Source organism: Acinetobacter sp. PFS20 (genome assembly GCF_052261015.1).
Taxonomy (GTDB): domain Bacteria; phylum Pseudomonadota; class Gammaproteobacteria; order Pseudomonadales; family Moraxellaceae; genus Acinetobacter.
In genome coordinates this window covers 914344-928824 of sequence record NZ_JBPVZE010000001.1, presented here as the reverse complement: position 1 = coordinate 928824, position 14481 = coordinate 914344, and the positions used below count along the sequence as shown (strand labels likewise).

10 protein-coding genes are annotated in these 14481 nt (G+C 38.8%); 1 reads left to right on the top strand and 9 read right to left on the bottom strand.

Translation table 11 applies throughout. The annotated features are described in order from the left end of the window. Nucleotides 1-12: 12 nt before the first annotated feature. The 4 genes from dld to lldP form a co-directional block, all read right to left on the bottom strand. The gene (dld, locus tag ACS125_RS04410; RefSeq protein ID WP_443270757.1) at nucleotides 13-1719 is read right to left on the bottom strand and encodes a D-lactate dehydrogenase; all 1707 of its coding nucleotides are present in this window, start codon (nucleotides 1717-1719) and stop codon (nucleotides 13-15) included. 291 nt (nucleotides 1720-2010) lie between these two features. Beyond that, the gene (gene lldD, locus ACS125_RS04405) at nucleotides 2011-3156 is read right to left on the bottom strand and encodes an FMN-dependent L-lactate dehydrogenase LldD (protein WP_002050500.1); all 1146 of its coding nucleotides are present in this window, start codon (nucleotides 3154-3156) and stop codon (nucleotides 2011-2013) included. Then, a complete protein-coding gene (gene lldR / locus ACS125_RS04400; RefSeq protein ID WP_013199244.1) occupies nucleotides 3153-3905 on the bottom strand; it encodes a transcriptional regulator LldR in 753 nt (250 codons plus the stop codon). The genes lldD and lldR overlap by 4 nt, the downstream gene beginning before the upstream one ends. Before the next feature lie 19 nt (nucleotides 3906-3924). Further along, nucleotides 3925-5592 carry an L-lactate permease gene (gene lldP, locus ACS125_RS04395; protein ID WP_171056861.1) on the bottom strand — a complete coding sequence of 556 codons (1668 nt, stop codon included), beginning with the start codon at nucleotides 5590-5592 and terminating at the stop codon, nucleotides 3925-3927. Nucleotides 5593-5966: 374 nt separating this feature from the next. On the opposite strand from lldP, the gene ACS125_RS04390 reads away from it, so the two are divergent. Continuing rightward, nucleotides 5967-7337, top strand: a complete 1371-nt coding sequence (locus ACS125_RS04390) for a phosphomannomutase CpsG (RefSeq protein ID WP_174758531.1) — start codon at nucleotides 5967-5969, stop codon at nucleotides 7335-7337. A 44-nt stretch (nucleotides 7338-7381) separates the two neighbouring features. Here ACS125_RS04390 and galE read toward each other — a convergent pair whose 3' ends face one another. The 5 genes from galE to ACS125_RS04365 all read right to left on the bottom strand — a co-directional run bounded on the left by galE (nucleotide 7382) and on the right by ACS125_RS04365 (nucleotide 14349). Next, on the bottom strand, nucleotides 7382-8398 hold the full coding sequence (gene galE / locus ACS125_RS04385; RefSeq protein WP_443270754.1) for a UDP-glucose 4-epimerase GalE: 1017 nt from the start codon (nucleotides 8396-8398) through the stop codon (nucleotides 7382-7384). After that, nucleotides 8391-10061 carry a glucose-6-phosphate isomerase gene (gene pgi, locus ACS125_RS04380; protein ID WP_443270752.1) on the bottom strand — a complete coding sequence of 557 codons (1671 nt, stop codon included), beginning with the start codon at nucleotides 10059-10061 and terminating at the stop codon, nucleotides 8391-8393. The genes galE and pgi overlap by 8 nt, the downstream gene beginning before the upstream one ends. Next, entirely contained in the window at nucleotides 10058-11320 is a 1263-nt protein-coding gene (locus ACS125_RS04375) for a nucleotide sugar dehydrogenase (RefSeq protein WP_443270750.1), read from the bottom strand. Before ACS125_RS04375 ends, pgi begins: the two co-directional genes overlap by 4 nt. 117 nt (nucleotides 11321-11437) lie before the next feature. Further along, nucleotides 11438-12313 (bottom strand): UTP--glucose-1-phosphate uridylyltransferase GalU, encoded by an 876-nt coding sequence (galU, locus tag ACS125_RS04370; RefSeq protein WP_111856301.1) that lies wholly within the window; start codon nucleotides 12311-12313, stop codon nucleotides 11438-11440. A gap of 527 nt (nucleotides 12314-12840) precedes the next feature. Further along, entirely contained in the window at nucleotides 12841-14349 is a 1509-nt protein-coding gene (locus ACS125_RS04365) for a hypothetical protein (RefSeq protein ID WP_443270748.1), read from the bottom strand. Nucleotides 14350-14481: the final 132 nt, after the last annotated feature.

Genomic DNA, 14481 nt, shown 5'->3' with positions numbered 1-14481 from the left:
TATGTCTCGATATTACGATTTAGCCTTGCCCCAATATTTTAGTTTTGAGGTATGTCCAATACCCACATTAAAGCTATTGGTTGGGTCAAGTTTTTGATAGAAATTGGCCAATGCAGGCTTGGCAATGTAAAGATGCCCAACATTATGCTCTGCCGGATATTCAGCACGGCGCGCATCGAGTAATTTCCACATTTGGTGTTCCATTTCTAATGGGTCATGGCCCTTTTTAAGAATATAGTCCTGATGGAACACATGACAAAAGAAATGCCCATAATAGAGCTTATGGAGAATTTTGTTTTCCATTTCAGCAGGTAGTTGCTCTACCCATTCACGATCATTACGACGTAACGCAATATCAAGCGCCACAATATCTTCAACTTCACTACGGTGTGTATCGCGGTAACGAATTGCTGCCCCTGCAATCGCAAAACGGTGTAAGAACGCCTTTCGTCCTTCCTCTTCACTACATACGAAATAGCTACCTGACGGATGCACTGCAAAATATTCTTTTAAAAACTGCTCGGTTTGTGCTTTTGAATTATTTTCGACACGTAAAACTAAATGATGCTCATAATGATCTCGATATTCAGTCATACGCTTCGGCAAATGACTCGGTAAAAAGAAGGTAATCGCCTGTAAAATATGATCCGTTAAACCTTTAATTTTAAATCTTTCTAAGAAGCCATCAACTTTATCTTTCATCGCAAAAGCTTTTGGAACATTGGCTGTGCCAAATTTCTCAATAAACAAGAACGTGTCTTTTCCGTACTTTTCACCAATTAAGTAAGCATCTCGGTGAATATATTCGCCTGCTATCGGCAAGCTTGGCAGTGAGGTCAGTAAGTATCGGCGAATCGCTGTTAAATCATCGGCATCATTAGTCCCAATATAAAAGACATTGCTCTCTACTTTTTCATAGGTATCAAGACGTACCGCAAATACACAAACTTTACCTGCCGAACCCGAAGCCTCAAACAAACGTGACGGATCTGCATTAAAACGAGCAGGTGTATCTTCATCAACTTGGGTCACATCATGGGCATAACGATGGTCGGACGCCTGCTTTTCATTGTCATCTAAAATATCTACGGCTTGATATTTCTGCTTCTCTAAACGTGTCAAAATTTCTTCGGGAGTCGAGCCTAAATTCACCCCTAAATGGTTCACCAGCTCTAATTGACCAGCAGCATTCACCTGAGCATATAACGCCAGTTCAGTATACGCAGGGCCACGGCGTACCAAGGCACCGCCAGAGTTATTACACACCCCGCCAAGTACCGATGCACCAATACAAGATGAACCAATGACTGAATGCGGTTCACGGTCATAACCTTTTAAAATTTGCTCTAAATTATCTAAGGTTGCACCCGGTAAACAAATCACTTGCTTACCATCGTGAATAACTTGAATACCCTTCAAACGGCGCGTACTCATGACCAAAACAGGACGGTCATAATCATCACCATAAGGTGTTGAACCACCAGTAAGACCCGTATTGGCCGCCTGCATAATGACAATACAGTCTGCCTCAATAGCAGCTTGAAGCACCTGCCATTGCTCTAGCAATGTGCCCGGCACCACCACAGCAAGTACTTTCCCCTCACCAAAACGACGACCTTGGCGATACTGACGCGTGCTTTGATCATCGGTCAAAACATAAGAACGCCCTACAATGTTTTGTAAGCGTTCAATCACTGCTTGAGGAGAAAATGTTTGCATGATGGTTTCCTTTTGGTCATCCATTTATCAAATTAGACCAACACGACGGGATCTTACCGTTTCTAATTTATATTTAATTAGCTCATTCTCTAATTCGAATCAGCCCTATATTTACTATCGCGGTTGGCGGCAGGGATGCCGCCGTTTCGATGCGGTAGCAAGGACGTACCGTTATCGAAACAAAGGTTTTTGGTTACTTTTTTAAAAAAGTAACGTCAATTAGCTACTTACATTGAACCTTTTCCGATAAGACTCCGTCGTGCCAATATCATCAAAGTTAATACGAAAATATTAGAGCTTCATCGCCTGTACTAAACAATCTGCATTAATATCCGAAATCGACTTAGCACCCGTCAACGTCATCGCAACACGCATTTCTTTATCAATCAAATCAAGTAAGTTCGACACACCTTGCCCACCTGCTGCTGCCAAGGCATAAACAAATGCACGGCCAAGTAAAACCGTATCGGCACCGAGCGCCAACATCCGCACCACATCTAAACCATTACGAATGCCTGAGTCAGCCAAAATGGCCAAATCACCTTTCACGGCATCGGCAATTGCAGGCAATGCACGAGCAGACGACATCACACCATCTAACTGACGACCACCATGATTCGATACCACAATCCCATCCGCACCAAAACGTACAGCATCTTTGGCATCTTCAGGGTCTAAAATGCCCTTAATTACCATTGGGCCATCCCAAAACTCACGAATCCACTCAAGGTCTTTCCATGAAATGGATGGGTCGAAGTTCGAGCCTAACCAGCCAATATAATCTTCAAGCCCAGTTGGTTTACCTAAATATTTAGAGATATTACCCAAGTCATGCGGACGCCCCATTAAGCCGACATTCCACGACCAATGTGGATGGAACATAGACTGCATATAACGGCGCATCGCAGCATTTGGTCCACTCATCCCCGAATGGGCATCACGGTAACGTGCACCTGGCACAGGCATATCTACAGTAAACACAAGTGTTGAACAGCCAGCTGCTTTTGCTCGTTCCAAAGCATTACGCATAAAACCACGGTCACGTAATACATAAAGCTGGAACCACATTGGGCGGTTAATTGCAGGCGCAACCTCTTCAATCGGACATACCGAAACCGTTGAAAGCGTAAATGGAATACCTTTTTTATCGGCTGCCATCGCGGCCTGCACTTCACCACGGCGTGCATACATACCTGTTAAACCCACAGGAGCTAATGCAACCGGCATAGACAAAGTTTCGTTAAACAGTTTTGTCTCTAAACTTAACGCTGACATGTCATTCAGCACACGTTGACGCAATGCAATTTCTGACAAATCTTGTACGTTACGCTTTAAGGTATATTCCGAATACGCTCCACCATCAATGTAGTGAAATAAAAATGGAGGTAAGCGACGTTGTGCCGCAGCACGATAATCATTGCCAGAAGAAATAATCATTTTGAATCAACTCTACTTAAACGGTTTGCACGTTTCTGGCGAGCTTCGTCTTCATCCAGAGAACGCACATGATTAATCACAAATTCAATATGACCGCAGACAGCTTGGCGTGCGGCCTCGGGATCTTTACGATCAATAGCATCCATCACCTGAAAATGCTGCTCACTCAGCAAGTCACCATTGACTGGATCGTTATAAACTTTTTTACGCCCTAACAAGACGTTGTATTGCAGCAAATCAAACAGGCTGCGCATCATCTGAATCAGCACCACATTATGAGATGCTTCAGCAATCGCTAAGTGGAATTCAGCATCGGCCACCGCGGCCTGTGCTGAGTCACCCGCATTTTGATGGCGACTAATTTCATTAAAATAATGATGAATTTTGGCGCGATCTTCAGGCGTTGAGCGTAATGCGGCATACCATGCCGTACCGCCTTCAAGTAATAACCGTGCCTCTTGAACATCAAAACGGTAGAGCGGATCTTCTTCAATCAGGTTACTAATTGGGTTCACAATGAGTTGCTGTGGCCACTGTTCAGGTAACTGCTGAATATAAGTCCCATCGCCACGGCGGCTACTGAGCACACCTTGACTATTGAGCTGTTGAATTGCTTCACGCAAAGACGGACGAGAAACCCCTAAGCTAGTTGCAAGCTGGCGTTCGGCAGGCAACCGATCACCTTTTTTCATGTGCCGTTCTTCAATTAATGCCTGCAATTTCATGACCACTTGATCGGAGATTCTCATCGCGTTTCCTTCACTGGAGTTATGGAATCATCCACGGAACCAGATAAGCCTGAACCGTAATAATGATGCCAACAAAGACAGTGAATATGATGCTATGTTTTACCGTGAAACGGAACAAGTCAGATTCTTTTCCAACTAAGCCTACTGCTGCACACGCAATCGCAATTGACTGTGGAGAAATCATCTTACCGGTTACACCACCACTGGTATTGGCAGCCACAAGCAATACTTCTGGAATACCAATTTGCTGCGCTGTGGTCGCCTGTAATGCCGAGAACAAAGCATTTGAAGATGTATCTGAACCTGTAAGGAACACACCAAGCCAACCCAAAAATGGTGAGAAGAAAGTAAACGCATGACCCGTATGCGATAGAGCCAAAGCTAAAGTTGCAGATAAACCTGAGTAGTTCGCAATAAAAGCAAAAGCCAACACCATACCAATCGAGTAAATCGGTGTTTTCAACTCATTAAGTGTTTCACCAAAAGTCGTTACTGCTTCACTTGCTTTCATTTTTAAGAAAATAGCAGTGATGATTGCGGCAATAAAAATTGCAGTACCTGTTGCAGAGAACCAGTCAAACTTATAAATCGCTTCGTATGGCTTCATCTCTGCCACAATTGGCGGCATTTTTTCGACCAATTTATGCAAGTACGGCACTTCAAGTTTAAAAATCCAGTGCTCAAGAGCACCATCTTTTGCAAATAATGCTTTAAATGGCTTAACACTCCAGATGGTGACCATCACCGTTAAGATTGCAAATGGAGACCACGCCTTAGCAATTTTCCCAATACTGTAACGTTGAACCGTTGTAGGTTGCTGAATTAGAGTTTGGCCAGCTTCAGGTTCAAAGCGGAAAATATGTTTTGGTTTCCAGAAACGGAACAACACGGTCAGACTGACCAATGAAGCAATTGCGGCGGTAATGTCTGGTAATTCAGGGCCAATAAAGTTAGATGTAAGATATTGGGCAATCGCAAAAGCGCCACCACCCACCAATACAGCAGGCCAAGTTTCTTTAACACCACGCCAGCCGTCCATAATCGCCATAATCCAGAACAGCACAATCAGCGTTAAGAATGGCAACTGACGACCCACCATCTGGCTAATTTCCATAGTGTCTACGCCTGACACCTGCCCCGCCACAATAATTGGGATACCCATTGCACCAAAAGCAACTGGTGCTGTATTTACAATTAAACATAAACCAGCAGCGTAAAGAGGTTTAAAGCCTAAACCAACAAGGAGTGCAGCCGTAATTGCCACAGGAGCACCAAAACCCGCTGCTCCTTCTAAGAAAGTACCAAATGCAAAACCAACGAGTAACATTTGCAGACGTTGGTCTTCGGTAATCGACAAAATACTTGAACGAATAACCTCAAACTGGCCTGTTTTTACCGAAATCTTATATAGAAAAACTGCCCCGATAATGATCCATGAAATTGGCCATAGACCATAGAAAAAACCGTAAATAATAGACGCAAAGGCCATTTGACCCGGCATTTGATAGAAAAAGAGAGCAATCAATAATGCAATAATGACTGTGCCCGTACCCGCGATACTACCTTTTAAACGAAAAACAGCCAACGCCAAAAAGAAGAAAATAATCGGGATTAATGCAACCGCACTGGACAGCCAAATATTATTTAAAGGGTCATAAAGTTGTTGCCACATATTGAGCATTGTCATCTCCTTGAAATGCCGGGGCGAATTTTTGTACCTTAAATTCTTAAACATTTAACACAATTGGTATGACCAATTAAAAAATTAAGTGCAAATGTTGTTCCGTAAACCACAGATCGCATAATAAACACAGATATTGGTAAGATCAATCATTAAATAACCATCATAATTGGTAAGACCAATAGTGCTAAGTAAAATCAAGCAATTTCTAATTTATAAATTTATTTATTAGACTAAAGTCGTAAAAATCTTTCTTATAAATTTAGATATGAACTACCGAAATGAAGTGAAAAATTTGAATATAAAAACTATAAACATTCCTGTTTCATGATCTATGTATAATGTGCACACAACTCAAACCACATGTATTGAATTGAATAATGACTACTTTAACGTGTTTTAAAGCTTATGATATCCGAGGCAAACTCGGCACCGAATTGAATGAAGAAATTGCCTATAAAATTGGCCGCGCTTACGGACAAATCTATAAACCAAAGACTGTAGTTGTAGGTTGTGATATTCGTCTAAGCAGTGAAAGTTTAAAACAAGCGACCATCAGTGGTTTAAATGATGCGGGCGTGAATGTTCTTGATTTGGGCATGACGGGTACCGAAGAAGTTTACTTCGCTGCTTTCCACTTAGATGTACAAGGTGGAATTGAAGTTACCGCTAGTCATAACCCAATGGACTATAACGGCATGAAATTAGTTCGAGAAAATGCTCGTCCAATTAGTGCTGATACCGGTTTAAAAGAAATTCAGGCTTTAGCAGAAACCAATAACTTTGAAGAAGTTAGCCAAAAAGGTACAACTCAAACCTATAACATTTTGCCCGAGTTCGTTGATCACTTAATCACCTACATTGAACCTGCAAAAATCCGCCCACTCAAGTTAGTGGTAAATGCTGGTAATGGTGCAGCTGGCCATGTGATTGATGCGATTGAAGAAAAATTTAAAGCGCTTAACGTACCAATTGAATTTATTAAAATTCACCATGAAGCAGATGGTACTTTCCCAAACGGAATTCCTAACCCAATTTTAATTGAAAACCGTGACAGTACTCGAAATGCTGTAATTGAGCATAAAGCAGATATGGGAATTGCATGGGACGGCGACTTTGACCGCTGTTTCTTATTTGACGAAAAGGGACAGTTCATTGAAGGTTACTATATTGTTGGTTTATTGGCTCAAGCTTTCTTGATTAAACAGTCAGGCGAGAAAATTGTGCATGACCCACGTTTAGTCTGGAACACATTTGATATCGTGGATGAATATAAAGGTATTGCTGTCCAGTCAAAATCTGGTCATGCATTTATTAAAGATGTCATGCGCGAACACAATGCCGTATATGGTGGCGAAATGAGTGCACATCACTATTTCCGTGACTTTGCTTACTGCGACAGCGGCATGATTCCATGGTTACTCACCGTTGCCCTACTCTCTGAAACAGGACAATCACTTTCAACACTGGTTGAAAATATGATTACCAAGTTTCCTTGTAGTGGTGAAATCAACTTTAAAGTGGCTGACACACAAATCACTATTCAAAAGATTTTTGATTTTTATGCTGATCAAAATCCACAAATTGACCGTACCGATGGTGTAAGTCTAGACTTTGGTGCATGGCGTTTTAATGTCCGTGCTTCAAATACTGAACCGTTATTACGTCTCAACATTGAAAGCCGTGCAGATCGCCAAGCTCAGCCAATGCAGCATTATGTAGATGAGCTGACTGGGTTGATTCAGAACTAATTCATAATAAAAAAGGAGCGATAAGCTCCTTTTTTTATTGCTATTTAATTATATCCATTAGGATTTTGCTTCTGCCAGTTCCAACTATCCTTGAGCATATCTTCTAAGCCGTATTGAGGCTGCCAACCTAACTCAGCAACTGCACGGCTATTGTCTGCAAAAGAAGTCGCAACATCACCAGCTCGACGTGCTACAAACTCAAATGCTACAGGTATGCCATTAACTTGTTCAAAGGTGTCTTTAACTTGCAAAACAGATGAACCATTACCTGTACCAATATTCCATGCTCGACAACCTTTCGACTGTAAACGGTTATTCAAAGCACATAAATGTGCATTCGCTAAGTCAACCACATGAATATAGTCACGCACACCAGTACCATCTACCGTGTCATAGTCATTACCATAAATAGATAATTTCTCACGGCGGCCAACAGCAACTTGAGTCACATATGGCATTAAATTATTTGGAATACCTTGCGGATCTTCACCAATACGGCCACTCTTATGTGCACCTACTGGATTAAAATAACGAAGCAATGCGATTGACCACTCTGGATTAGATGCTGACAACTTTTGCAATAATTGTTCAACAATCAACTTAGTGTAACCATAGTTATTACTTGGTATACCTGTTGGCATTTGTTCGTTTAAAGGCGATATATTGTCTTCATCGTATATAGCAGCGGAAGAGCTAAACACTAGTGTATAAACCTTAGCTTTTGCCATCGATTTAACCAGTTGAATGCTACCCGCAATATTATTATCAAAATAAATGAGCGGCTTTTCTTGGCTTTCACCTACGGCTTTTAAACCTGCGAAGTGAATAACAGCATCAATTGAATGATTTTCGAAAACACGATCAAGTTCATCCGCATTACGGATATCCCCCTGCACAAAAGTTAAACTTTTTTGAGTGATATCTTGAACTCTATTTAAAGATTCTTCTGAGCTATTCGAAAGATTATCAAAAACAATGACTTCATATCCTGCATCTAATAACTCGATACAAGTATGGGAACCTATATAACCGGCCCCTCCAGTGACTAGAATTTTAGCCATCTACCTTTCCTAACAATATTTTAATTAACCCCCGAGTCGAGGCATCAAGTGTTGAAAAATCACTTTGAATACCATTTAAAATCGGAAGTAACTGATCAGCAATCTGTTTACCTTTTTCAACACCCCATTGATCAAATGGGTTAATGTTCCAAATCACAGACTGAACAAATACTTTATGTTCATATAAAGCGATCAGCATTCCTAGATTATACGGGTTTAGCTCATCTAATAATAATGTAGAACTGGGTTGATTACCTTCATATTGCTTATAAATTGGTAAATTCTCTAATTCAGCTGGGTCTAGAGCTTCATTACCAAAGGCTAATAATCTTGATTGCGCTAAACAGTTTGAAAGTGCAAGATGATGTTGTTCAACCAGAGCTTCTGCATTTTCAACATAGGTAAAATGATCTGCGTTATAACGTTGAATTGGCGCAATAAAATCACAGCTTACTGCTTGTGAACCTTGATGTAACAACTGATAGAAAGCATGCTGGGCATTTGGTCCAACCTCCCCCCATATAATAGGGCAAGTATCAAGCTCAACTTTTAAGCCATTGCGCTGTACTGACTTCCCATTAGATTCCATTTCTAGCTGTTGCAGATAAGCTGCAAAATACTTTAATCGCCCATCATAGGGTAATACTGCATGGGTCTGAATATTTAAAAAGTTATTATTCCAGATTCCTAATAATGCCATCAAAACTGGGATATTTTGATCAAAACTCGTATTTTGAAAATGTTCATCGACGGCATGAGCCCCTGCTAAGAGTTGCTGGAAGCCTTCCACACCAATCGTCAAAGCAATAGGTAAACCGATACAAGACCATAAAGAATAACGCCCACCTACCCAGTCCCACAGTAGTAACTGGTTTTCAGGCGCGATTCCCCATTCAAACATTTTGTCAGATTTTGTAGATACACCAATAAAGTGACTTTTTAATACACGAGCATGTGTTCCTAATGCCTTTTCAAGCCACTGACGAACTGTTTGTGCATTTGATAAAGTATCAATCGTACCAAAAGACTTAGACGAAATAATAAACAAAGTTGTTTCGGGACGAAGTTGATGGAGTAACTCAGATAACTGACTACCATCCATAGTCGAAACAAAGTGAATATTTAAAGGCTTAGCTGTTTTTACCTTAAAATCAGATAAAGCATGCGTGACCATTTGTGGTCCTAAATCAGAACCACCGACCCCAATATTAACAACGTCTTGAATCACCTCACCAGTTGAACCCCGATATTGCCCTGCATGGATCTTTTCCACTAAGGTATACATGCGTTGTAACTGGCTATGAACTTGTTCTGTTAAATCGGGAAACTTTGAATAATCAGCTGGTAAACGCAATGCCCAGTGCATTGCTTCACGTTGCTCAGTACAATTAATTTTATTCTGTGAAAAAAGGCGATGAATCCATTCGGTTAAATTTTTAGTATTCGCGAGAGCTACTAATTGTCCCAAAATATCTTTGGTTAAGCGGTGCTTACTATAATCAAAAAATAATTGATCAAATTTTACAGAATAATTTTGAAAACGATCTGGCTCTAAAGCAAATAACTCTTTTATATGTAATTTTGAGTTTTTTTCACCTAGAGTTTGAAGATGAGCTAAAGGCGAGACTAATTCCTTTGGAAATTGCTCAATTGATTTACTCATAAGCGACCTACTCCTTCATAAGCAAAACCTTTCGCCTTTACATACGCAGGATCATAAATATTACGTCCATCTAAAATTAAAGGATGCTTCATTAACTGTTGTAGTTGCTTAAAGTCAGGACTCCAATATTGCTTCCATGCCGTGACTAGACATAGCGCATGAGCATCTCGTACCGCCTCATATTGGTCCGTACATAAAATTAAATCTTGACGATGTCCATAAGTTGCAGCTATTTCATCTAAAGCTTGAGGATCATGCAGACGTACTATTACACCCTGTGCCCATAATGCGGCTAATAAAATATGAATCGGTGAATTATGTATATTCGAAGTATTCTCTTTAAAGGAAGCACCCCAAATCGCAACTGTTTTGCCATTTAGACTACAGTGATAATAATTCCATAACTTACGAAATAAAATTTCTTTCTGCTGCTCATTAATCGCCCAAACCTGTTCTAAAAGGCGGCTTTTTGTTCCAGTTTCAGACACAGTACTCGAAAGTGTTAAAATATCATGCGAAAAGTTCTCACCGCCAAATCCTACACCCGGCGATAAATATGCAGCACCTATACGTGTGTCAGCAGCGATACCATGCTTTACATTCGCAATATCAATACCTAATTTTTCAGCCACCATAGCCAAGTCATTCATATAACTAATACGGGTAGCCAACATGCCTGAAATACTAAGTTTGGTGAACTCAGCATCTAGAATCGGCATAAATAAATATTGATAACTAAATTGGAAAAAAGGACGCAATAACTCTTGCATGGTTTCACTTGCATCCCTAGATTCAACACCAACAATGACATGTTTTACATTTAATACACTGTTGATAGCATTACCTTCCTGAATCACATCAGGAAAATAAACCCACTCATCTTTTGGTAAATGCTGTTTTAATTTCTCTGTACCATGCAAACCAAAAGTAGAGCCATTAATCATTAATCGCGGATGAACAATAGGTCGTTCGCTCAACTTCTCAACTGTTTTTAATGCAAGTTCAATTTGTGTTGGACTAAAGCAAAATAAATAAACTTCAATATCTAAAGGAATCTCAGAAAAAGGGCTCTCTTTTAAAAAACCCGCTTTTCGCTGCTTATTTAAATAATTATTTACGTCTTGATCTTGATACGAAAGTACAGAAATATTTTCTTCACAGGTGACACTTGTACACCAGTAAATTTGATTACCATATTCAGCTAATAACGCTGCCATCACACCGGCATGTAACGTTGTTCCAAATACTGCGATTTTCATTGCACACCCGATTTTTTCGTATTTTATAGATTTCTCTTCCCGTTACAGGAAGAGAATATACTGCTCAGCTACTATGTTCAGTAGTTTTTACAAATACTTAAGCAGAACTACAAAACTTTATAATTTAAGTTCTTGAATCAGCTGTTTAAATTCTAATCCTAACTTAGGGTGTGCAACCCCATAGTGTAGTACAGCTTTCAAATAACCGAGCTTACTGCCACAGTCAAAAGTTTGGCCTTGCATCCGATAGGCTTCAACAGTATCTGTTTCTTGAAGCATCGCAATTGCATCAGTTAACTGAATTTCATTGCCCGCGCCTTTCGGAGTATTTTCTAAAAGCTGCATAATCTTAGCAGGTAAAATATAACGCCCCACCACAGATAAATTAGAAGGTGCAGAACCTATAGCAGGCTTTTCAATAATTCCCTGCATAGCAATACTTTCACCCTCATTCGGGCTCTGCTTTACATCAACAATTCCATACTGATCTACAAGATGGTCTGGTACTGCCTCAACCATGATTTGAGCAGCTTGACTCGATTCATAGCGTGAAATCATACGCGATAAATCGTTTTTTCCTGAGTTATCTTGAACCAACACATCTGGCAACAACACAGCAAAATCATCTTGTCCAACAATACTTTTTGCACATAAAACAGCATGCCCCAACCCCAAAGGTTGAGGTTGTCTTACACTTACCACACTTACATGAGATGGAATAATCTGCGTAATTTCTTCAAGTAAATCGAACTTTTTCTTTTGCTCTAGAGTCGTTTCTAGTTCAAAGTTTCGATCAAAATAATTTTCAATTGATGCCTTAGATGAATGAGTTACCAAAATAATTTGCTCAATTCCAGCCTCTACAGCTTCACGCACTACATATTCAATTGCAGGACGATCAACTACTGTAACCATTTCTTTGGGAATTGACTTACTTGCTGGTAAAAAACGTGTACCTAATCCAGCTACAGGTAAAACTGCCTTTTTGATCATAAGAATTAAATAATTTGTAGATGATTAAAAGTTATGTTGAGTATAGTTAAATTACACCTTTAATCTCTAGTTCCAATTTAACATTATTCCATAATAATAAAATTGTTTCAGGAGAATGGGCACATTTAGCTATCATTTTTTGTGCAAGGACTTTCTTGATGACTTCGTTTTTAATGCGCTATGCAGTTGCTGGTATTGATCTGTGTGGTATTACTCTCTTTGCTCTATAGCCATATCTAGCTACTGACGTTGTTGAATGAATTGATAGTTAAATTTAACTATCAAATTCGATGGCTGCTATCTTTATATAAGCTCAATGTATAAAACCCTCTTTAAAATCATCAATAGATGCCTACTTATTTATTAATCGGCATTATCAGAAGATAAAAAAAAGAGTTCACTAGATAATTAATTTTTCAATTAAATTAAAAATGACAAGCTATTCTAGAGATAGACTGTCCTTTATATCTAAGAATATATTAATAGTAATTTCAAATATTCTGCACTTACAACACTACACCAACACTTTATTTTGATACAACTAAAGTTGGGAAAAAATTAAGAACATTTATTTTATATGCTGGTGAATTTGGTAAATAACCAGCATAATATTTATTCATGAATTTTTGGTCTTGAATATTAGTAGAATATATCAAATTATATATATTTTCACCAAGTTGTAAAAGTAAGGGATCATTCTCTCCCCATACAATATAACCACCAGCTAAATAAGAATTACTCAAGCCATAAGGAGAAACGCCCTCATCACAAATCTTTCCTCCATTATGATATCCTACTCTATACCACCCATTCGCCCCATTATAATAATTCGAAAATAGTGGATATTGCTTATTTTGATTCCAAACATTCGATTTTAACTGGTTAATAAATCCTAACTTATCAGCATCTGATGGTAAAATGCTACTAATATTGTCACCATACACTTTTTTGATTGCTATGCGATTTCTATCCAAGGCAAAGAACAAATTAGTTAACCTACGTGCATGGCTAAAATCCCAACCAAGATTTAGTTGTTTTTTGATATTACCTAAATTAGCTACAACCATAGGTTTTTGGGAATTATTAGGGTCACAAGTCACTGGTATTTCTAGACTAGAATAGCCTGCATATTTATTATCACTAATAGAATTCCAAAAACCTCGATCAAGATCATTAATACTAATTTTTTTATTATTATATAGGATTGGATTTTTACTTACTCTAGCTTTCATTAAAGAAGATAGTGCTGAAAAATAGTTTTTTTGTTGATCAAAACTACTCTGATTACCAAAAATCTTTATAAGATAATCTGGATGTCTATCTACGATACCTGCGATATTACTAAAAATTACGATCTGCCATAAGTCTTTATCTGTAAACATACTAGAAGATCCATTATGTATATCATTTGGTATTGCTGTTATTCTTTTAGAAATATTTGGAAGCGTATTCGTAGACCACTCACTTAATCGATTTACAGATATTTTTGCCGTTTGCAAAACGAACTGCTGAGCATGAGAATCCTTTGGATAAACTCGATCTAGCTCATTAGCTACTTCAGAAGCAAAACCTAAAAACTGTACACTATTTAACTGAACTTCTTTCCCTAGTAAATTTCCGTTTTGACAACGAGTGCCTCCACGACATACCCAGACAACAGCCTGTCCCCCTATTTGAGGTAAAGGTTCTAACTTTTGATAGGTCATCTGGATAATATCGGCAAATTCTCGAATTCTATCTGGATAATGGCAACGAACAGCTAAATCAAATAAATTATTAAATAAAATTTGTGTATCATAAAGCGCATAGGTATCGCCTTGCTTTATGAGGCGAATATTTAATGTATCTGTAATACGTTTTTTCCCATAACTATCCCATAAACTCCAAGATTGTTGATCATGCAGCCCACCGCAACTATTGGCAGTACTGACTATATCTGCATGGGTAATATTTGTAGTTATATTTAATACGAATAGAGTAGCCAACAAAAATCTTAGAATAGATGAAAAATAAGTTCTTTTTCTTACTATTTTCATGGCAGCTTCTCTTTTTGATAGGTAATAAACAAATATAAAATTAGGGAAGGAAAAATCCTTTCCTAATTTATTGCAGTCTATTGGCCTTTTATCATACAAAAAAGCAAGCTGAATTCTAATAACTAAATTAAA